Genomic DNA, 23,077 nt, shown 5'->3' with positions numbered 1-23,077 from the left:
TAATATTAAAAATGGGGAGGTAAATCATATGTTGCTGATCGGAAATGGAAAGGTTATAACTAGAGATAATACTAGACCAATCATAGACAATGGATGTATTGCTGTTGATGAAAATAAAATAATTGAGATTGGATCAACAGAAACTTTAAAAAATAAGTATAAGGAATCTCAATTTATAGATGCAAAAGGAAAACTTATAATGCCAGGATTTATAAATACTCATATGCATTATTATAGTACTTTTGCTAGGGGAATGGCTAATGATAGTCCGCCAGCAAAGTCATTATGTGACATACTTACAGGTCTTTGGTGGAGATTAGATAAGGTATTGACCTTAGAAGATGTTTACTATAGTGCTGCGGTACCTATGATTGATCAAATAAAAAATGGTGTAACAACTGTATTTGATCACCATGCTAGTGCTCACGCTGTTAAAGGAAGCTTATTTAAAATTGCAGAAGCAGCAGAGACAATGGGAATTCGTAGTAATTTGTGTTACGAAACTTCTGATAGAGATGGGGAAAAGATTGCACAAGAAGGCATTAATGAGAATGTAGAATTTATTAAGCACTGTAATGCTAAAAATGATGATATGATCAAAGGTATGTTTGGGCTTCATGCATCTATGACAATATCTGATAAAACTCTAGAAAAATGTGTAGACGCAGTTAAAGGTTTAAATACAGGATTCCATGTTCATTGTGGAGAAGGTATTGAAGATTTAGAGGATTCAAAGAAAAAATACAGCAAGGGAATTATAGAAAGATGGAATGATGCAGGAGTTCTTTGTGATAAAACTATAGCTGTACATTGTATTTATGTTTCAGATGAAGAAATGGATATGCTTAAAGAAAAGAATACAATAGTAGTTCATAATCCAGAATCTAATATGGGTAATGCAGTAGGCGTTTCTCCAGTACTTAAGATGTACAAAAAAGGTATTTTATTAGGATTAGGAACTGATGGATACACTCCAGATATTATTGAATCTTATAAAGTAGCAAACATTATTCATAAACATGCTGCCGGTGATTCAACTGTTGCATGGACCGAAATTCCTGAAATGTTATTTAAAAATAACAGGAAAATTACTGAAAGATTTATTGATGGTAAGGTTGGAGTTTTAAAAGAAGGTGCTCTAGCAGATATAATCGTAGTAGATTATAATCCACCAACACCAATTAATGAAAATAATATAAATGGTCATATATTATTTGGTATCAATGGAAGACATGTAGATACAACTATTATAAATGGTAAAGTTTTAATGGAAGACAGAAAACTTCTTCATGTCGATGAAGAGAGAGTTATGGCTAGAAGTAGAGAACTAGCAAAAGAAGTTTGGAAACGATTCTAATATAAAAAATTTTGGAGGGATTTAAATGGAAAACATTAAAAAGGAAGAAATATTAAAATTAGCTGGAAAGTACAAATCAGAAATGTCAAAATTCTTAAGAGATATGGCTAGAATTCCAAGTGAAAGTTGCGATGAAAAAGGCGTAATACTTAGAATAAAAGAAGAGATGGAAAAAGTAGGCTTTGATAAAGTAGAAATAGATCCTATGGGAAATGTATTAGGATACATAGGCCATGGAAAACATGTTATAGCTATGGATGCTCACATAGATACAGTTGGAATAGGCGATAGAAATTTATGGAACTATGATCCTTATGAAGGCTATGAAGATGATGAAATAATAATAGGAAGGGGAGTAACAGACCAAGAAGGCGGAATGGCCTCTATGGTATATGCAGGTAAAATAATTAAAGATCTTGGGTTAGAGGATGATTATACATTAATAGTAACAGGTACCGTTCAGGAAGAAGATTGTGACGGATTATGCTGGCAATATATAGTTAATGAAGATAAAATAAAGCCAGAATTTGTTGTAATTACAGAACCAACTTCTTTAAATATATATAGAGGGCATAGAGGAAGAATGGAAATAAAAGTTACAACCCATGGTATTAGTTGCCATGGATCAGCACCTGAAAGAGGGGATAATGCAATATTTAAAATGGCTCCTATATTAAACGAATTAAAAGCTTTAAATGAAAATTTAAAGGATGATGAATTCTTAGGAAAAGGTACTTTAACTGTATCTGAAATATTCTTTTCATCACCTTCCAGATGCGCTGTTGCAGATGGATGCACTATATCTGTAGATAGAAGACTTACTGATGGTGAGACTTGGGAATATGCAATTCAACAGATTAAGAATTTACCATCAGTTAAAGCTGCAAAGGCTGAGGTTGAAATGTATAGTTATGAAAGACCTTCATATACTGATTTGGTATATCCAACAGAATGTTTCTTTCCAACTTGGGTATTAAAAGAAGATCATCCAATATGTGAAACAGCTGTGAAGTGTTATAAAGATTTATTTAAAAGTGAGCCAAAGGTTGATAAATGGACATTCTCCACAAACGCAGTTTCTATAATGGGAAGATATGGAATACCATGCATTGGATTTGGACCAGGACATGAAGATCAAGCGCATGCACCTAATGAAAGAACTTGGAAAGAAGAATTAGTAAAAGCTGCAGCAATGTATGCTCTTATACCAATAACTTATGTAAAAGAATTTGTTAATAAATAATAATGTAAGTATATATTAAATTGTGCTGTGTAATAAAATAGGATTCTGATTTATTTTATTAGTATATTTTAAAAAGTTAGTATATTTTAAATAATAAAAATAAATGATGAAATGGAGAAAATTTATCTCCATTTCTTCATTATACATTTTTTTATCATAAACAGAGTTCTTGGCTTTAGAGGGAGCTTTTATTCCTATTACAGCTTATAAAATAGTTATCCAGTGATGTAGCTACTCTTTATTCCAACTTTTAAGAAGATGAGAGTATTAGAGGTAGTAGTCATCGTATAAAGTTCATTTATAGTTTTATACATTTAGACATATAAAGAGAAAATAATAGGCTTATTGATACATAAATATATGGGGGTAATAAATGTGTATGAATTTATATTAAATGAAAGAAATGTATCTGTTTCAGAGGATATTAATTTACTTGAATATTTGAGGGATAATGAGGATTTAACTTCAGTAAAAAATGGGTGTGCAGAAGGAGCCTGTGGAGCCTGTATGATACTTGTTAATGGTAAGGCACTTAGAGCCTGTATATGTACAACTGCAAAGGTGAATGGAAAAGATGTTAAGACTGTAGAGGGGTTAACAGAATTTGAAAAGGATGTTTTTACTTGGGCTTTTTCTAAAGCTGGAGCAGTACAGTGTGGATATTGTATTCCAGGGATGATAATAAGTGCAAAGGCACTTTTAGATAAAAATCTAAATCCAAATAAGAAAGAAATCAAAACTGCTATTAGAGGAAATGTATGTAGATGTACTGGATATGTGAAAATAATAAAAGCTATTGAAATGGCAGCAGAGGCATTTAGAAATGGTAAACTTCCATTTGCGAAAGAATATAAAGGAAAAATAGGTGAAAATATTCCAAGAATAGATGCAAAAGATAAAATTTTGGGTATAGGAAAATATGTAGATGATATGAAGGTAGAAGGAATGATTTATGGTTCTGCTTTAAGAACAAAATATCCTAGAGCATTAGTAAAAAGTATTGATATAAGTGAAGCTTTAAAACATCCAGATGTAGAAACAATTATTACAGCACAAGATGTCCCAGGAAAAAGATATATAGGACATATTATGAAAGATTGGCCTGCAATGATAGATGTGGGTGAGGAAACAAGATATGTTGGAGATTCAGTAGCCTTAGTAGCTGCAAAAAATAAGAAGGCTTTAAAAGAAATACTTAATCTAATAAAGGTAGAATATGAAGAATTAGAACCTATTTCTGATCCTAATATAGCTATGGATGAAAAGGCACCTAAAATTCATCCTAAGGGAAATATTTTAACAGTGGAAAAAGTTAATAGAGGAGATGTGGATGAGGCGATAGCCAATTCTAAATATGTGGTTACAAATCACTATTCCACTCCATTTACTGAACATGCTTTTTTAGAGCCTGAAAGTGCTTTAGCTATGCCAGATGGGGATGGAGTTATTATTTATACAGGAAGCCAAGGTATATATGATGAGCAGAGAGAGATTTCTGAGCTTTTAGGGCTTCCTAAAGAAAAAGTAAGGACTATTAGCAAATATGTGGGTGGAGGCTTTGGTGGAAAAGAAGATATGAGTGTACAACATCATGCGGCTCTTCTTGCATGGACTATTAAAAAGCCTGTTAAAATAACGTTAAGTCGTAAGGAAAGTATAAAGATTCATCCTAAAAGACATGCTATGGAAATGACAATTACTACTGCATGTGATGAAAAAGGAAATTTAACTGCTTTTAAAGCAGATATTATATCAGATACTGGTGCCTATGCATCATTAGGAGGGCCTGTACTTCAAAGAGCTTGTACTCATGCAGCTGGCCCATATAAATGCCCTAATGTGAAAATAAAAGGTACAGCTGTATATACTAACAATCCTCCAGGAGGAGCTTTTAGGGGATTTGGAGTAACACAATCAGTTTTTGGATCAGAGTGCAACCTAAATCTTTTAGCTGAAAAAGTTGGTATATCTCCTTGGGAAATAAGATTTAAAAACGCAGTAGAACCTGGAGATGCACTGCCTAATGGACAAATTGCTGATAAAGGAACTGCAATTAAAGAAACTATATTAGCTGTGAAAGATGTATATGAAAAGAGTAAATGTGCAGGAATAGCCTGTTGTATGAAAAATTCAGGAGTTGGTGTTGGAATACCGGATATTGGAAGATGCAACTTAGTAGTAATAGATGGAAAGGTTCATATAAGAACTAGTGCAGCTTGTATAGGTCAAGGACTTGGAACAATTCTTACACAAATAATATGTGAAACAATAGGTTTATTACCAGAACAGATAATTTTAGATTTACCAGATACAAAATTTGCACCAGATTCAGGGACAACTACAGCATCAAGACAAACAGTATTTACTGGAGAAGCCACAAGAATGGCATCATTAAAGCTTAAGGAAAAATTATTAACTACATCATTAGAAGAGTGTGAAGGTGAAGAATTTTATGGGGAATATCAAGGGGTTACAGATCCTATTAATTCTGATAAAAAGAATCCAGTAAGTCACGTGGCTTATGGCTATGCAACACAAGTGGTTATTCTTGACGATGAGGGAAAAGTAGAAAAAGTGGTTGCAGCTCATGATGTGGGAAAAGCTATAAATTTAACTAATGTGGAAGGGCAAATTGAGGGAGGAATAGTTATGGGCCTTGGATATGCATTTACAGAAGATTATCCTTTAAATAAATCTATTCCAACGGCTAAATTTGGTACATTAGGTTTGTTTAGAGCTACTGACATACCAGAAATTGAAACAACAATAATTGAAAAGAATACTAATGATTTAGCTTATGGTGCAAAAGGAATAGGAGAAATTACAACCATACCAACAGCGCCAGCCTCCCAAGGAGCGTATTATAAATTTGATGGAGAATTTAGAAAAAAACTTCCTCTCAAAGATACTGCTTATAGAAGAAAAAAATAATTATCTTAGATAGCACTATTTTAAAATAGATTTAAATTCAACCATGCAAATATAAAAAATACACGTATAGATAGATCAATTATTTGACTAAGGATTTCAAATTTTCTCTATTAAAAATTTTTTACCCGGTGGAAAAGTCATGCGTGGCTTGGCCATCGGTTTTTTACCTTCATTCTTTGATTAATAACAAAAGCTCCCGATTTAAAAAGATTAGAAAATTCTAAAGTTTATTCATATGTTTATTACCATATATTATTTTGCTTGATATCTGAAAATTAAATCTATTTTATTTTCAGAAATAAATTTCTATTATAAATTATTTCTATTACAATATAATATATATTTGAGTGAATTTCTCATCTGACAAATTGTTCGTTCCATTACGAATGATATTACGAAAAAATAAATAAAATACCAATAAAATACGAATGTTTTTATAAAAGCATGTTGATTTATTAAGAATTATATGTTACCATGAGTACATAAAACAAATGAATATATCATCCATATAATCTCAATAATAAGGTTTGAGAGTCTCTACGAGGGAACCATAAATTCCCTGTCTATGGATGAATCTTAGCTATGCTTTTGCAGTGCGCTTAAGTTCCGCTTTAGGATTCTCCATAGAAATCTTAGCGGAATTTTTTATATATTTAAATATAAGGAGGTCTAGTACATGAAAGTAGCTATTATTTTTGGAAGTAAATCTGATACTGATAAAATGAAGGGAGCGGCTAAAGCTTTAAAAGAATTTAGTATAGAATATAAAGCTTACATACTTTCAGCACACAGAGTACCAGAAAAGTTGATGGAAACAATTGAAGATTTAGAAAAGGAAGGTTATGAATGTATAATTGCTGGGGCAGGTCTTGCAGCACATTTACCTGGGGTTATAGCTTCTCATACGATTCTTCCGGTTATAGGAGTGCCTATAGAAGCCGCAGTTGGAGGAATGGATTCACTTTTATCTATAGTTCAAATGCCTAAATCTATACCTGTAGCTACAGTGGGTATAAATAATAGTTATAATGCAGGAATGCTTGCGGTACAAATATTATCTTTAAAGTATGATGAATTAAAAGAAAAACTTATAGAATATAGAAAAGATATGAAAGAAAAATTTATAAATGATAACAAAGAGGGAGTGGAGTTATAATGGAAAAGAAGGATATGTTATATGAAGGAAAGGCTAAAAAAATATTCGAAACGGATGATAAGGATACAGTTGTTGTGTATTATAAAGATGATGCCACAGCTTTTAATGGGGAAAAGAAAGGAACTATTGAAGATAAGGGAGTTATGAATAACTCTATAACAGCAATGTTATTTGAACTTTTAGAAAAAAAGGGTGTAAAAACACATTTTATAGAAAAGATAAATGAAAGAGAACAGCTTTGCAAAAAAGTAGAAATAGTTCCACTAGAAGTTATAGTTAGAAATATAGCAGCAGGAAGTATGGCAAAAAGATTAGGACTTTCAGAAGGAAGAAAATTAGATACTACTGTATTTGAAATAAGTTATAAAAATGATGATTTAAATGACCCTCTTATAAATGACTATCATGCAGTGGCTATAGGACTTACAACCTTTGCGGAACTAAGAGAAATGTATTCTATAGCAGAAAAAGTAAATAATACATTAAAAGAATTCTTTGATAAGCAAGGAATAAATTTAGTTGATTTTAAAATAGAAATAGGAAGATTTAATGATGAGCTACTTTTAGCAGATGAAATATCCCCAGATACTTGTAGATTATGGGATAAAAGCACAGGGGAAAAGTTAGATAAAGATAGATTTAGAAGAGACATGGGAAATGTAAAAGAAGCTTATATGGAAATATTAAAGAGAGTCAATAAATAAATTGTTATAGTTTAAAATTATTTTTGCAGCAGCTGGGAATAATCTAAAAGAAGATTAAACTTTAAAAATAGAAAATAAGTGGGGAGTAAAAATGAGTATGTGCTATATGTTAGATGATTTAAATGAAAATATGCCCTTTGATTTAGAAGGAGATAAGTTTAAAGAAGAATGTGGGGTATTTGGAGTATTTTCTAAAGATAATGAATCAAAGTCAGCAGAAATAACTTATTACGGATTATACGCTCTTCAACATAGGGGACAAGAAAGTGCAGGAATAGTAGTATCTGATGGAGAAAAGTTTAAATATCATAAGGATATGGGTCTCGTATCAGATGTTTTTAGTAAGGAAACCATAGAAGGATTAAGAGGAAATTCTGCTATAGGGCATGTTAGATATTCCACTACAGGAGCTAGTAAATCAGATAATGCACAACCTATAGTAGGTACTTATAAATTAGGCTCTATTGCCATAGCCCATAATGGTAATTTAGTTAATGCAGCAGTTATAAGAGAACTTTTAGAAGATGGTGGATGTATTTTTCAAACTTCTATAGATACAGAAGTATTATTAAATTTAATAGCAAGAAGTGCTAAAAAAGGCATAGATAAAGCAGTAGTAGATGCAATACAAGCAATTAAAGGTTCCTATGCTATTGTTATACTTACAGAAGATAAGTTAATAGGAGCACGTGATCCTCATGGTATAAGACCTATGTGCCTGGGGAAAATTGGGGATGATTATTTACTAAGCTCAGAAAGTTGCGCTTTTGATTGTGTAGGTGGAGAGTTTATAAGAGATATAGAACCTGGGGAAATAGTTATTATAGATGAAAGTGGAATAAATTCAATTAAGTTCGCAGAAAAAACAAAATGTCATACCTGCGCTTTTGAGTATATATATTTTGCAAGGCCAGATAGTACTATGGATGGTATAAATGTTTATGAATCAAGGGTTAGAGCAGGAAGAAAACTTTATGAAGAATATCCAGTAGAGGCAGATATAGTTATAGGAGTTCCAGATTCAGGTATACCAGCTGCAGTAGGCTATGCTGAAGCTTCAGAAATACCTTATGGTATAGGATTTATAAAAAATAAATATGTAGGAAGAACTTTTATAGCACCTTCTCAAGAATTAAGAGAAAAAGCTGTATCTGTAAAACTAAATCCACTTAAAATAAATGTAGAAGGAAAAAGAGTAGTAATAATAGATGATTCCATAGTAAGAGGAACTACTAGTAAAAGATTAGTACAAACATTAAGAAAAGCTGGAGCTAAGGAAGTTCATTTTAGAGTATCATCTCCAGTGGTTAAATATCCTTGCTATTTTGGAATAGATACTCCTTATAGAAAAGATTTAATAGGTGCTCACTCAGAAGTAGAAGAAATAAGAGAAAAAATAGGAGCAGATAGTCTAGCTTATATAAGTATGGAAGGCTTAGTAGAAACACTTAATAAAGATAAAGGTTTTTGCTTGGGATGTTTTAATGGTATATATCCTATATCTGCACCTATAGAAATGCCTAAAGATAGTTTGGAATAGGAAATTTAAGTTTTTTTATTGGTAGAATAACTAATAATTTAAAGAAGGGAATGTTATTCATGGTATCTTACAAAGAAGCTGGGGTTAATATAGAGGAAGGTTACAAATCTGTAGATCTTATAAAAAAACATGCTTCAAAGACATTTACAAAGGGAGTATTAAATAATTTAGGAAGTTTTGCAGGAATGTTTGAACTTCCTAAATATAAAAATCCTGTATTAATATCAGGAACTGACGGAGTTGGAACTAAATTAGATATAGTCTTTAGAATGAAAAAATATAATACAGTGGGAATAGACTGCGTAGCTATGTGCGTAAATGATATATTATGTCATGGTGCTAAGCCGTTATTTTTCTTAGATTATATAGCTTGTGGAAAATTGGAAGCAGAGGTTGCAGCTCAGCTTGTAGAAGGGGTTAGCAATGGTTGTATCCAAAGTGAATGTGCTCTAATAGGTGGAGAAACAGCAGAAATGCCAGGCTTTTATAGAGATGGGGAATATGATATAGCTGGTTTTGCTGTAGGTATAGCAGAAAAAGATGAAATAATAGATGGAAGTAAAATAGAGGATGGGGATATATTAATAGGTATAGCATCTTCAGGACCTCATAGCAACGGATATTCTCTTATAAGAAAATTAGTAGAAGATTTACATAAAGATTTTGAAGGGGATAAAATAGGAAATACTCTTTTAACTCCTACAAAAATATATGTAAAACCTGTAATGAAACTTTTAGAAAAATATAATATAAAGGGTATGGCTCATGTAACTGGAGGAGGTTTTTATGAAAATATTCCTAGAATGTTTAAAGAGGATTTTACAGCAGTTATAAATAAAAATTCTTATCCATTACCAAATATATTTAGCCATTTAATGAGTTTAGGGATAGAAGAAGATCATATGTACAATACTTTTAATATGGGGATTGGTTTTGTATTATGTGTAAATAAAAAAGATGGGGAAGATATAATAAAAGACCTGATAGAAATGGGAGAAAAGGGTTATAAAATAGGATATGTTAAAAAAGGAGATAAGTCTGTTGAACTAATTTAAAAAATAGTGCTAAAGGATTTATAATAAAAATTAGTTTATAGGTTAGATCTTTAAAATAATTGATTGGGGAATTAATTATTTATAGAGTATATATGAAAAATTTTCTTTAAATTAAAGGAGAATAAGATGTTTAAAATTGCAGTACTTGTTTCAGGGGGAGGAAGCAATCTTCAATCTATAATAGATAAAATAGAAGAGGGATATATAAAAAATTGCAAGATAGAAATGGTTATAGGGGATAGATCTAATATTTATGGTATAGAAAGAGCAGAAAAAAAGGGAATTAGAACTTTAACTCTAGATAGAAAAATATATAAAAGCAACCTGTCTAATAAAATATGTGAGTGTTTATATGGAAACGTAGATTTAATAGTTTTAGCAGGATGGCTTTCTATATTAAATGGGGATTTAGTAAATAAATTTGAAAATAAGATAATAAACATACATCCTTCATTAATACCAAGCTTTTGTGGAGATGGAATGTATGGTATAAAAGTACACCAGAGAGCATTAGAATACGGAGTAAAAGTATCTGGGTGTACTGTGCATTTTGTAGATGAGGGTACGGACAGTGGACCTATAATAATACAAAAATCTGTACCAGTTTTTGCAGAAGATACAGCAGAAATATTGCAAAAAAGAGTTCTAGAAAAAGAACATGAGGCATTACCAGAAGCTATAAAACTTATAAGTGAAGAAAAAGTAAAATTACAAGGAAGAAAAGTTTTTATTAAAACATACTAAGCTTATAATAATGAAAAAATTACTATTAATATAAATGAAACTAATAGAAAAATGTGTTTAGAGTAGATTAAGTTTGTTGAAATATAAAAAATTGTAGTTTGCAAATTGAAATAGTGCCACTTATATGTTTTCTTTGAAAGAAGGTGTATTGGTGGCAGTTACTTATGACAGATAAATAAGATAATAAAAAATATTGAAACTGGGGGAATTTAAGTGATAAAAAGAGCATTAATAAGTGTATTTGATAAAACAGGAATTTTAGATTTGGCAAAGTTTTTAGAAAGTAGAGATGTAGAAATAATATCTACAGGTGGAACTTATAAACATTTAAAAGAAAATGGAGTAAAAGTAATAGATATAGAAGAGGTAACAGGTTTCCCAGAAATGTTAGATGGAAGAGTGAAAACATTAAATCCTTTAATTCATGGAGGCATACTAGCTATAAGAGATAATGAAGAGCATATGAAGGTAATAGAAGAAAAGGGAATAAACCCTATAGATATAGTAGTAGTGAATTTATATCCTTTCTTTAATAAAGTAGAAGAAAATTTAAGTTTTGATGAAAAAGTAGAATTTATAGACATCGGTGGACCTACTATGATAAGAGCAGCAGCTAAAAATTTTAAAGATGTAGTAGTACTAACAGATACTAAGGATTATGAAAATGTCATAGATGAAATAAAAGAAAATGATCAGGTTAATATAAAAACTAGAAAAAAATTAGCAGGAAAAGTTTTTAATCTAATGTCAGCCTATGATGCAGCTATAAGTAATTTCTTATTAGAAGAGGAATATCCAGAATACTTAACTCTATCCTATAAAAAGAACATGGATTTAAGATATGGAGAAAACCCTCATCAAACAGCGGCTTATTACACATCTACTGTTGGAAAATATCCTATGAAAAATTTTGAAAAGTTAAATGGAAAAGAATTATCCTACAATAATATAAAGGATATGGATATAGCTTGGAAAACCGTTCGTGAATTTGAAGAGGTGGCTTGTTGTGCATTAAAACATAATACACCTTGTGGTGTGGCTATAGGAGATACTGTACAGGAAGTTTATACTAAGGCCTATGAATGTGATCCTATATCTATATTTGGTGGCATAGTTGCTTTTAATAGAAAAGTAGATAAGGAAACAGCAGAGAATCTTGCAAAAATATTTTTAGAAATAGTTGTAGCACCAGATTTTGATGAAGATGCTTTAGAAGTCTTAAAAAACAAGAAAAATTTAAGGGTTATAAAATGTGAAGAAAAATCTACAGAGTCAAAAGATATGGCAAAGGTAGATGGAGGAATATTAGTACAACAGGGTGATAATAAATTATTAAAAGATACAAAAGTAGTTACAGAAAAATCCCCAACAGAGAAAGAAATGAAAGATCTTATATTTGGTATGAAAGTAGTTAAATATGTGAAATCCAACGCTATTGTAGTAGTTAAAGATGGTATGGCAAAAGGTATTGGGGGAGGCCAAGTAAATAGAATATGGGCAGCAAAGGAAGCATTAGATAGAGCTGGAGATGGCGTAGTTTTAGCTTCAGATGCTTTTTTCCCATTTGGAGATGTAGCAGAAGAAGCTGCAAAATGGGGAATAAAAGCTATAATTCAACCAGGCGGTTCTATAAGAGATGAAGAATCTATAAAGGTATGTAATGAAAAAGGGATTTCTATGGTATTTACAGGAATAAGACATTTTAAGCACTAGATTTAAATATTTTTATACAAATATATTTTAGTTAAAAGATAAAAATTTTAATAAGATATTCTAATACTAAGATAAAAGAGATATTTTTTATAAAGAAATTCCATCTCAATATTAGAATTGATTAATGTATGGGAATTAAATATATTAAAGGGGTAAAAAACATGAAAATATTGATAATTGGTTCTGGTGGAAGAGAGCATGCTATAGCTTGGAAGATAGGTAAAAATCCTTTAGTAGAAAAAATATTTTGTGCTCCAGGAAATGGATGTACTGCACTAGAGCATAAGTGTGAAAATATAAATATTTCATCCGATGAAGAACTATTAGAATTTGCTTTGAAAAATAATGTAGATTTAACTATTGTAGGTCCAGAAGTACCTTTAATGGATGGCATAGTAGATTTATTTAAGGATAAGGGACTTAATATATTTGGACCAGATAAAAAAGCCGCTTTATTAGAGGGAAGTAAGGCCTTTGCAAAGGACTTTATGAAAAAATATAATATTAAAACTGCAGCTTATGAAGTTTTTGAAGAAGAGGGAAAGGCTTTAGAATATTTAAAGAATAGTGAGCACCCAGTGGTAATAAAAGCAGATGGATTAGCAGCGGGAAAGGGAGTTGTTATAAGTAACTCCTTTGAAGAAAGTAAAAATACCTTAGAAGAATTTATGACTAAGGATAAATTTAATGGTGCAGGTAAAAGAGTTGTTATAGAAGAGTTTTTAGAAGGCCCAGAGGCTTCTATACTATCTATAACTGACGGGGAAACTATAATACCTTTCATATCCTCAAAGGATCATAAACAAATATATGATGGTGGATTAGGTTCAAATACAGGGGGAATGGGAGTTATATCCCCTAATCCTTATTGTACAGAAGAAGTATTAAAGGATTTTGATAAAAATATATTAAAACCAACCCTAAAAGGCCTACAGGAAGAAAATCTAAAATTTTCAGGAATAATTTTCTTTGGCATAATGATAACTAAAAAAGGACCGTACCTTCTTGAATATAATTTGAGAATGGGAGATCCAGAAACGGAAGCTGTTCTTCCTTTAATGGAAAGTGATTTACTAGATTTAATATTAATATCAATAAATAAAGAATTAAAAAATGCAAATATAAAGTGGAAAAAAGCTTATTCTACCTGTGTTATAGCAGCATCTAAAGGATATCCTGGAAATTATGAAAAAGGATTTTCAATAAATGGAATAGAAGGTTTAGAAGGTATATTTGGAGCAGGAGTTAAATTAGAAAATAACAAGCTTTTAACTAATGGTGGAAGAGTGTTGTGTACTCAAGCTTTAGGAGAAACCTTAGAAGAATCTATAAAAAAGGCCTATGACAAGATGAAAAGAATAGATTTTGAGGGCATATATTATAGAAAAGATATAGGAAAATAATATTAATAATAAATAGCAGATACAAGTAATTATTTGTATTACATATGTATCTGCTATTAGTAATTTTTTAATAATAAAAATTGGGTTAATACAAGTTTTGCCACAGTATCATTTTATTATTTAGTATTAACTTTATATAAAAAAGATTGTGTTAACTCTATGATATTTATGAAATAATATCAGCACTATTTCTAATTTCTACTTCTATTTCAGTTTTTAGCTCAGTATTTAAAATTATATTTTCAATATTTAATTTAGGATACCTAATATACACATCATTTTCTATATCAAATATATCTAAATTATTCTTTTGAAATTTGGAAAATACAGAAGAAGTAAGTTTATTTATTTCTTCGGCTGCTAATGCTTCCAATTTATCTATTTCATTTTTATTACCATAAAATCTTCCTTGACTTTCACCTATGGTACATATGGTTTTAATTTTTTTAGTTAAATGGATAGAACCATTTACATACTCAATTTTAGTTCTGGTCTTACTAGATAATATCTCTAGAGATATTAATTTGTTTTTATCCTGGGGATTAGAAATTTGAAATACACCTTTAGAAACTTTATTAACTAGAAAATTATATCCTTTAGTTTCCTCTGCGGAAAGTCTTGATACATATTTATCCTTGGTTATAATAGCACCACCATTTAAGAATATTTTATTTTCAGTTTCCCTCCTGTTAAATTGTATAAAACTTGCTACAGCAGTTCTATCTTTCATAAGTCTTTTATTTAATAATTCGTTTAATGTCAACTTTATGGCACTAGAGGATGTATTTATATTTCTTATTAAATCATAAACAAAAATCCCAAGAAATTTTTCATCGGGTATCTTTATGTTTAATAATTCATCTCCAGTTCCTTCAAATATGCAAAAATTGGCTCTCATTATAAATTGTTGTTCTCTTTCAAAGATGTCTATAAACTTTTCTAAACCTATATTGGCAGCTTTTTCTGTAAATATAATTGCTTTTGTTTGCTCATAATTTACTTCATTTGAAGAGCTTAAATTAATATTTTTAAGAGCATCTAGTAGAGTTTTGCCTGTACCTTTAAATACTAATCTATCTTTTTGATTGGATTCCTCTCTAACACCCTTATAGGCTTCAACAAATAATACAGGATTATTTGAGTTGTCAACATCTACAATTACAGCAGTAGCAAATAATAATTTATTTATATCTCTATAACTGAAACATCCTTGTAAAAATATATTTGAAAAAACTAATAGTACTGCAATAAATCTTTTCATGTATATCAATTCCTTTAGAAAAAAAATAGGTTAAACAAACATAAAATTGGTTTTCTTATTTCAATTTATAAATATTTATGGCTTTATTTATTATTGAGATTTTTGATTATCTTTTAATATATCATTGGATAAATCTTTTAAATCACTCCTCAAAAGTACATCTTTATAATTATATTTCTCAAAAGTACCTAAAGGATATAGGTAAGGATATCCACAACTTTGCAAAGAACTTATATGAGCTAGAAATACCATAAGCATCATATAAAATCCAGGGAGCCCAGCTATGGATGAACCAATGGATATTAAGACAGACCATATAGAAACAGCATTATAAAATTTAGGTATTAAGAAAGTAGATATAGCAGCTAATCCAACTATAACCATGGTAGATTGCGATGTTAAGCTGGCACTTACAGTAGCATCTCCTAATATTAAAGCTCCAACAATACTCATGCTTTGTCCTATAGGCTGAGGAAGTCTAAGGCCTGCTTCCCTAGATAATTGAAAAAAGAACATCATAAGAAGAACTTCAATTATAGTTGGGAAGGGTACTCCAGCCCTAGCTTTAGATAATCTAAATATGAACATATAAGGAATTAAAGAAAAATGATGAGTAGATAAAGCTAGATAAAGTCCAGGTAAAAAAAGAGAAATACCTAGAGCAGCCCATCTTAATAATCTGCTTATATTAGCAAAGGACTTTTTTTGATAATAATCATCTGCCATATTAATATTTTCAATGAAAAAATGAGGAGCAGTTAAGACAAAAGGAGTCCCATCTACTAATATTCCAACTCTTCCCTCAAAAATTTTAGAGCATACCACATCTGCTTTTTCACTACTAGATATAGTGTCAAAAAGAGTATTTTTCTGAGTAAGAAGTTCTTCTATATAGTTGCTTTCAATAACAAATTCAAATTTAGCTTTATTTATTTTGTTCCTTATATAATTTGTTAAATCTTCAGGAGCTTTATTTTTTAAATAGCACATAGCTACTAAAGTGTTAGATTCTTCTCCCAAAGTAAATTTTTCTACCTCAAAATTTTCATTTTTAATTCTTCTACGTATTAAAGAAAGATTATCCATGATGGACTCTGTAAACCCTTCTCTAGGACCTTTTATTACGGATTCTGTTACAGGAGAACTAACAAAACGTTTAGCAAAACCTTTAGCTTCTACAGAAAGAATTCCTTCAAAAAAATCCGGTATTATAATTACATTTCCTGATAATATACTTATTATAGCCTCATCTATATCTGATATTTCCTCTACAGAACTTGCAGCTAACATTTTTTCTTTTATATTTTTTATATTATAAGTATAATTATTGTCCTTAATTAGAGGATAGATTATATATTCACTTATAAAGCTAGAATCACATAAGTTGCTAATAAATATTAAATGTAGGGTTCCTTGTTTACAAGAAACATCTCTAAATACTATATCAAAATTATTTTTTAATCTCTTTTTTATAGTATTATAAAAATCAATATTCATATTAATCACCATTTTTATTATTAGTAATAATTGCGAATAATATTCTAATATAGGTCAAGAATTAAAATAAAATATTATAAAATATAAGGAGGAATAAACATTTTTAAGTTAAATTCAAAGCATGTGGCTTTTATAATATTAGGAACAGTTATAGTATCATTAAAAACCTATCCAGAAATATTTATTATAAATGGTAAGACTAGTAGTTGGGTGGCTACTATAATAGCTTCACTGATTATATTTTTATATTATCTATATATAATCAATGTAAGTAAGAAAATTCGTAAACATAGTTTATGGGAAGTTTATGAATACGCCTTAGGAAAGCGCCTAGGAAAGTTATTTCAGATTACATTTTGTTTAGGATTATTTTTTTCTCTTTTAGAGAGCTGTAGTGTGGATGCTAATGCTATGAATACTAATTTACTTCAAAATACTCCACCTTGGTTTTTTGTTATAACATTTATATTAAGTGCTAATTATGTATTATTAAAAGGGCAAAGAGCTGTAATTTTAATGAGTTTAATCGGAATAACGCTTATATCTATTGCAGGTATAAATTTAGTAATACTTACAGCTAAGTATAAAACTTTTAAATATTTACTTCCCATATTTCCTAACGGTATAGATAGAGGGTTTATCATATGTATAATTCAGATATTAGGACTATATGGATGTGTAGCCATAGCGTATCCATATTTTCAAGGAATTAAAGATAAAAAAGCTGCTTTAAGAGGAGCAAATATAGGATTACTTATAGTTATACAAATGATAATAGTGTCTATAACAGGAGTAATATCTACTTTTGGAACTAATAGAGCTGTAACATTAGCTTATCCTAAGCTTATTCAAACTCAACTAGTAAGTTATTCAGGTTTCTTAGAAAGTGGAGAATTTTTTGTTATGCTTCAAATGTTAGCAGGTTGGTTTGTAAAATATGTATTAAGCTTTCAAGCTTTATTACATTTGTTAAAACACTTTAGAATAGAGGATAAAAAGCAAAGGATAACTATATGGGTATTAAATATTATAGTAATGATTGTATGTTTTTTTATGGCAAAAAATACTTATAGATTGTTATACATATTAGGATTCTATCCATATATATATTTAACTTCTTTTATAATAATTCCATTTATAATTTTTACTATAGCTTTAATAAAGAGTAAAAAAAAGCAAAAACCATATAAGGCTAGAAGATATTAATTAATAATTTTAAATTGGGAAAAATACAACTATTTTCAAATTACTTATAATATTATTTATGATATAATATTATTATAATATTATATTTATAAGGAGTGAATAGCTTTTGCCAAGATGTGAAGTATGTGGCAGAGAAGGTGCTGAAATACACCATATAATTCATAAATGTGAAGGCGGAATGGACTTAGAAATAAATTATAAATATTTATGTGGAAGGCATCATAGAGGAAGATATAGTCCACATAAAAATAATAATATAGATATAAGTTATAAATTAGAACTACAAAATAAACTGGAAAATTTATTTGCAAAAGAGTATTATTCATTAGGAAGTATTCAAGCTATATTAGATATTAATAGAAATAAGGGCAAAAAAATAGTACAAGGCTTAAAAATATATAAAGAAGGCTATAAATCTGAAGATATAATATATAAACTTATGGGACAAAAACATTATAGTGAATATAATTTATTTGAATCCGAAGAGTTTATAGCTTTAGGAGCGATATAAAGAGTAAATTTAAAAAATATGAAAAATTTCTTGACAAAATTCTATATAGAGAATAATATATTACTATAAATTGAATAAACCTCGGTAGGTGAGGTTACTACAAGGATACGGGTTGTTGCCGTAAAAGGATGGAAACATTCTTAACTGGTTAGCAGATTTTGCCGAACAAAGAAGGCATAATCTAATACAATTTCATTGCCTTGTAGAGCCAAAACTTGAACGAGAAAGTGTTGTTAATATAATACCTTCGCCATGTTTAAGTTTGGCGAAGGTTTTTTATTTTGAAATTTAGGAGGTGAAAAAGAATGGAAGCTGGCGGGAGTAGTATGGACAGTGGAGGTAAGCTTATATATTTAGAGAAAATTTTATATATGATTATTAAACTCTATTCTTTTTCACTGGAGTTTAACATAAAATTTATATGACAAAACTCTTCATATATGCAAGTCTTTAGTAAGATTTTTTATCTTCAACTGTTCTTTACTAAAATAATTCACCAATTATTATTTAACCGCAAATTTAATTTTATTTTTTTAAAAGGTTAAACTATATGTAATTAGCCTTTAGTTTGTTATTGTTTTTAGAATTTGGAGGTGTGAATTATGATGAAAAAAAGAATATTCAATGTTGAAGACATGTCAAAAAAAAGCATAAATAATCTTATAGAATTTAGCAAAATGGATTTAAAAAACGTTTATAAAAAATTAAACACTGATGTAGAAGGTCTAACAATAAATCAGGTAGAAAAAAGCAGAGAAAAATGGGGATTAAATCGAGTAGAACAAGAGAAACCAATACCATGGTACATTCAGCTAATTAAAGCTTTTATTAATCCCTTTATATTAGTTTTATTAGTTCTTGCAGGAGTATCTTTGATAACAGATGTTATATTAGCAGCACCAGAAGACAGAAGTTTTATAACTGTAATTGTTGTTTCTATAATGGTAACAATAAGTGGTTTTTTAAAATTTTTTCAAGAATTTAAATCAAATAAAGCTGCTGAAAAGTTAAAAGCATTAATAAAAACAACTGCTGCTGTATGTAGAAAAGAATCAGGAATTAATGAAATAGATATGAGTGAAATTGTACCTGGAGATATGGTATATCTTTCAGCAGGAGATATGATACCCGCAGATATAAGAATAATAACAAGCAAAGATTTATTTGTAAGTCAATCTTCTTTAACAGGTGAATCTGAGCCTGTTGAAAAGTATTCAGTTCTAAAGAATAAAAATGAAAATTTAAATGTAAGTGAACTTGATAATATCTGTTTATTAGGGACTAACATTATAAGCGGAAGTGCTACTGGGGTAGTTATAGCAACTGGAAACCAAACATATTTTGGAACTATGGCTTCAACACTTACAGAAACTAAAAACTTAACAAGTTTTGAAAAAGGTATAAATAGTGTAAGTATGCTTCTTATAAAATTTATGTTTATTATGGTTCCTATAGTATTCTTTGTAAATGGTATTACAAAAGGAGACTGGTTACAAGCTTTACTTTTTGCAATATCCATAGCTGTTGGTTTAACTCCAGAAATGCTCCCTATGATTGTTACAACTAATCTTGCTAAGGGTTCTGTAATTATGGCAAAACAAAAAACTGTAGTTAAAAAACTTGACGCTATACAAAATTTTGGAGCAATGGATGTTATTTGTACTGATAAAACAGGAACTTTGACCCTTGATAAAATTGTTGTTGAAAGATATTTAAATGTACATGGAGAGGAAGATAATAGAGTATTAAGACATGCTTATTTAAATAGTTTTTATCAAACTGGACTTCGTAATTTAATGGATGTAGCAATACTAAATCATGGAGAAGAAAATGGCTTTAGTGAGCTTGAAAAAAATTATTTGAAAGTGGATGAGATCCCTTTTGATTTTACAAGAAGAAGAATGTCTGTAGTATTAAAAGATAATGAAGGTAAAAGACAACTTATAACAAAAGGTGCTGTAGAGGAAATGATTTCAATTTGTACTTTAGCTGAGTACAAAGGTAATGTTGTAGAGCTTACTGAAGATATCAAAAATAAAGTTCTTAATATGGTAAAAAAATTAAATAGTGAGGGCATGAGAGTTATTGGGGTAGCACAGAAAAATCATATTCCAGATGAAAATAGTTTTAATGTAAAAGATGAAAGTAATATGGTTCTTATGGGATATATAGGATTTTTGGATCCTCCAAAGGATTCTGCAAAAGAAGCAATAAAAGCCCTTAAGAAAAATGGAGTAGATGTAAAAATATTGACTGGTGATAATGATTCAGTAACACTAAAAATTTGTAAAGAAGTTGGATTAAAAGCCAATAATATTCTTTTAGGAAATGAAATAGAAAAAATGACAGATGAAGAATTGGGCGAGACCATTGAAAATATTAATGTTTTTGCAAAACTTTCTCCACTTCAAAAATCAAGAATAATAAAATTACTTCAAAATAATGGACATACAGTAGGCTTTATGGGAGATGGTATAAATGATGCCGCAGCTTTGCGTCAAGCAGATGTAGGTATTTCTGTTGATACTGCAGTAGATATAGCCAAAGAATCAGCTGATATAATTTTATTAGAAAAAAATCTTATGGTTTTAGAGCAAGGAGTTATTGAAGGAAGAAAAGTCTTTGGAAATATTATAAAGTACATTAAAATGACTGCAAGTTCAAATTTTGGGAATGTATTTAGTGTATTAGTAGCTAGTGCATTCTTACCATTTTTACCAATGATGCCAATACATCTTTTGATACAAAATTTATTCTATGATGTATCTCAAGTTTCTATTCCATGGGATACTATGGATGATGAATATTTAAGTAAACCAAGAAAATGGAATGCAGATGATATTGGAAGATTCATGATTTTTATAGGTCCAATAAGTTCTATATTTGATGTGATAACTTATTTAGTAATGTGGTTTGTATTTAAAGCTAACACTCCCGCCATGCAATCATTATTTCAATCAGGTTGGTTTATAGAAGGCCTTTTATCTCAAACTCTTATTGTACACATGATAAGAACTAAAAAAATAGCTTTTATCCAAAGTAGAGCTACAGTTCCAGTGCTTTTATTAACAGGAATTATAATGACAGCAGGTATTTTTATACCATTTACATCCTTTGGAATCTCTGTAGGATTGCAACCATTACCATTTTTGTACTTCCCATGGCTTCTAGGGGTTTTATTAGCTTATTGTGTACTAACACAATTCATAAAGAAAGTATATATTAAAAAGTTTAATAGCTGGTTATAATTAGAATTTAAAATAAATAGTTTCATACTAGAATTTTAGTAATATATATTTTTGAGTAAAATAAAAAATTATTAATAATTTTGGAAATCAATGATATAAATGATATAAAAGTGTAAATAAAAAAATAAATAATAGCAGTCTTTTTTAATTAGAAATAAAATTAAAAAAGACTGCTATTGTTTGGTATGTATTTTCAAAACTATTAATTTTTATTTAGCTAAAATTTAAGTTTTTATAATTTTTTAAAATAATAAAGTTTACCATCCTCTATAGAATAGTCAATAAGATTTTTATGGAAAAGGTAAGTTATAAAGGCACTTAGAGCACCGATATATAAGTGATATTGATTAAAGTTTAGTTTTAAATCTTCTAATATTGCAAGGTTTTCTAAGATGTCTTCTTTAGTTAGAGGTTGATCTAAAAGTTCTAAAATTATATTTATATGCTTTTCTATATTTTTCATGTTTTTATCCACTAAATTTATTATTTCATCTTTTTCTAACACTTTATCACAGTGACTTATAACAAAATAGTCTGCCTCTATATTTTTTATAATTTCTAAACTCTTTATAGATTCTTCTAAATCATAGTAGTAAGGAAGAGAATATTTTTTTATTGTTTCATCACTAAAAATACTGTCTCCTAAGAAACATACTTTTTCAGGTGTAATAAGTCCTATTTGTTCTGGTGAATGCCCCTTAAGACTTATAACTTCAAATTTTTCATCATTAATTTTGTTTATTCCATAATCTAATATGTAATCTACACTTATATTTTTATTGCTTTTATATATAAGTTTTATTGGTGAAGCAGAAAACAGCATAGCTGCATTTAAGTCATGATTTTCCATAAATAGTTTTTCTTTAAAGGATGTATAAGTTAAACATCCAGGATAATTTTCTTTAAATAAGAGGTTACCACCACAATGGTCTAAATGACTATGAGTGTTTACTATGTATTTTGGATGAAGCCCATTTTCTAATAAAACCTCTTCTATTTTTTTTCCATCATATTTATTTTTCCCTGTATCGATCAATAAACAATTTTTATTTTTAAAAATATATACTCCAATGTTTGTAGGAAAATTTATATAATAAGAATTTCCTTTAATTTTAGTAAGTTCCATGAAATCACTTCCTTGATAAAATAATTGTTATTAATATAAATAATTTTTAATATATATTAAATTAGATAGATTTCCTAGTATACTATATAGCAATCTAAAAAAGTTTAATTTATCCCATGACTATAGGCTGTAGCACTATCACCTCTAAGAAGTGGGCATGTTAGAATTTTGAGAAAACCATTTAAAATTCTTATGTTGTGCATAATAGTGTTAATAAGGAGTTCTAGGTTTTAGATGGAGTAAAAACTTTACCAGAAACTTAGAAATCTGTTTATATATAATTTTAAGACACTATAAATTTTAACAGAAAAGAGACTACTTTTAAAATAATAATAACATAATAAATTTTTATAAGTAAACCTTATGAATTTTAAAAATATAA

The 23,077-nt window shown here is 29.2% G+C and carries 16 protein-coding genes and 2 riboswitches; of the genes, 13 read left to right on the top strand and 3 right to left on the bottom strand.

The window, feature by feature from the left end; translation table 11 throughout:
* The first annotated feature begins 28 nt into the window (after nucleotides 1-28).
* From ssnA to purD, 10 genes are all read left to right on the top strand, one after another.
* Nucleotides 29-1,357 carry a putative aminohydrolase SsnA gene (ssnA, locus tag ACYUDJ_RS16455; protein ID WP_003484092.1) on the top strand — a complete coding sequence of 443 codons (1,329 nt, stop codon included), beginning with the start codon at nucleotides 29-31 and terminating at the stop codon, nucleotides 1,355-1,357.
* 25 nt (nucleotides 1,358-1,382) lie between these two features.
* On the top strand, nucleotides 1,383-2,600 hold the full coding sequence (locus ACYUDJ_RS16450) for a YgeY family selenium metabolism-linked hydrolase (protein WP_003484094.1): 1,218 nt from the start codon (nucleotides 1,383-1,385) through the stop codon (nucleotides 2,598-2,600).
* A gap of 375 nt (nucleotides 2,601-2,975) precedes the next feature.
* A complete protein-coding gene (gene xdh / locus ACYUDJ_RS16445; protein WP_042384442.1) occupies nucleotides 2,976-5,531 on the top strand; it encodes a selenium-dependent xanthine dehydrogenase in 2,556 nt (851 codons plus the stop codon).
* Nucleotides 5,532-6,015: 484 nt separating this feature from the next.
* Nucleotides 6,016-6,117: riboswitch (purine riboswitch) on the top strand.
* A 90-nt stretch (nucleotides 6,118-6,207) separates the two neighbouring features.
* A complete protein-coding gene (gene purE / locus ACYUDJ_RS16440) occupies nucleotides 6,208-6,687 on the top strand; it encodes a 5-(carboxyamino)imidazole ribonucleotide mutase (RefSeq protein WP_003484098.1) in 480 nt (159 codons plus the stop codon).
* Complete coding sequence (gene purC, locus ACYUDJ_RS16435; RefSeq protein ID WP_043032230.1) at nucleotides 6,687-7,391, top strand: phosphoribosylaminoimidazolesuccinocarboxamide synthase; 705 nt, start codon at nucleotides 6,687-6,689, stop codon at nucleotides 7,389-7,391. Before purE ends, purC begins: the two co-directional genes overlap by 1 nt.
* A gap of 91 nt (nucleotides 7,392-7,482) precedes the next feature.
* A complete protein-coding gene (gene purF / locus ACYUDJ_RS16430) occupies nucleotides 7,483-8,931 on the top strand; it encodes an amidophosphoribosyltransferase (protein ID WP_080333570.1) in 1,449 nt (482 codons plus the stop codon).
* 59 nt (nucleotides 8,932-8,990) lie between these two features.
* Nucleotides 8,991-9,986, top strand: coding sequence for a phosphoribosylformylglycinamidine cyclo-ligase (purM, locus tag ACYUDJ_RS16425; RefSeq protein WP_003484101.1), 996 nt, complete (start codon nucleotides 8,991-8,993; stop codon nucleotides 9,984-9,986).
* 126 nt (nucleotides 9,987-10,112) lie between these two features.
* Entirely contained in the window at nucleotides 10,113-10,730 is a 618-nt protein-coding gene (gene purN / locus ACYUDJ_RS16420; protein WP_003484102.1) for a phosphoribosylglycinamide formyltransferase, read from the top strand.
* 213 nt (nucleotides 10,731-10,943) lie between these two features.
* Nucleotides 10,944-12,443: a bifunctional phosphoribosylaminoimidazolecarboxamide formyltransferase/IMP cyclohydrolase gene (gene purH / locus ACYUDJ_RS16415; RefSeq protein ID WP_003484104.1), complete on the top strand. Its 1,500-nt coding sequence runs from the start codon at nucleotides 10,944-10,946 to the stop codon at nucleotides 12,441-12,443.
* 161 nt (nucleotides 12,444-12,604) lie between these two features.
* Nucleotides 12,605-13,846: a phosphoribosylamine--glycine ligase gene (gene purD / locus ACYUDJ_RS16410; RefSeq protein WP_043032229.1), complete on the top strand. Its 1,242-nt coding sequence runs from the start codon at nucleotides 12,605-12,607 to the stop codon at nucleotides 13,844-13,846.
* A gap of 166 nt (nucleotides 13,847-14,012) precedes the next feature.
* Here purD and ACYUDJ_RS16405 read toward each other — a convergent pair whose 3' ends face one another.
* Both ACYUDJ_RS16405 and ACYUDJ_RS16400 read right to left on the bottom strand, forming a co-directional pair.
* Nucleotides 14,013-15,107, bottom strand: coding sequence for a Ger(x)C family spore germination protein (locus ACYUDJ_RS16405; protein ID WP_003484108.1), 1,095 nt, complete (start codon nucleotides 15,105-15,107; stop codon nucleotides 14,013-14,015).
* Between the two features lie 90 nt (nucleotides 15,108-15,197).
* Nucleotides 15,198-16,604, bottom strand: coding sequence for a spore germination protein (locus ACYUDJ_RS16400; protein WP_042384449.1), 1,407 nt, complete (start codon nucleotides 16,602-16,604; stop codon nucleotides 15,198-15,200).
* A 93-nt stretch (nucleotides 16,605-16,697) separates the two neighbouring features.
* Between ACYUDJ_RS16400 and ACYUDJ_RS16395 the strand changes: the two genes are divergently transcribed.
* The 3 genes from ACYUDJ_RS16395 (at nucleotide 16,698) to mgtA (ending at nucleotide 21,569) form a co-directional block, all read left to right on the top strand.
* Nucleotides 16,698-17,810: a GerAB/ArcD/ProY family transporter gene (locus ACYUDJ_RS16395; protein WP_321161977.1), complete on the top strand. Its 1,113-nt coding sequence runs from the start codon at nucleotides 16,698-16,700 to the stop codon at nucleotides 17,808-17,810.
* 106 nt (nucleotides 17,811-17,916) lie between these two features.
* Nucleotides 17,917-18,321, top strand: coding sequence for an HNH endonuclease signature motif containing protein (locus ACYUDJ_RS16390; RefSeq protein ID WP_003484114.1), 405 nt, complete (start codon nucleotides 17,917-17,919; stop codon nucleotides 18,319-18,321).
* 73 nt (nucleotides 18,322-18,394) lie between these two features.
* Nucleotides 18,395-18,556, top strand: a riboswitch (M-box (ykoK) riboswitch).
* A gap of 367 nt (nucleotides 18,557-18,923) precedes the next feature.
* The gene (mgtA, locus tag ACYUDJ_RS16385) at nucleotides 18,924-21,569 is read left to right on the top strand and encodes a magnesium-translocating P-type ATPase (protein WP_460289666.1); all 2,646 of its coding nucleotides are present in this window, start codon (nucleotides 18,924-18,926) and stop codon (nucleotides 21,567-21,569) included.
* A 232-nt stretch (nucleotides 21,570-21,801) separates the two neighbouring features.
* On the opposite strand, the gene ACYUDJ_RS16380 is transcribed toward mgtA, so the two are convergent.
* Complete coding sequence (locus tag ACYUDJ_RS16380) at nucleotides 21,802-22,695, bottom strand: MBL fold metallo-hydrolase (protein ID WP_043032228.1); 894 nt, start codon at nucleotides 22,693-22,695, stop codon at nucleotides 21,802-21,804.
* Nucleotides 22,696-23,077 lie beyond the last annotated feature (382 nt).

This window comes from Clostridium sp. CTA-6 (assembly GCF_054768115.1).
This window is presented reverse-complemented; position numbering and strand designations above follow the sequence as displayed.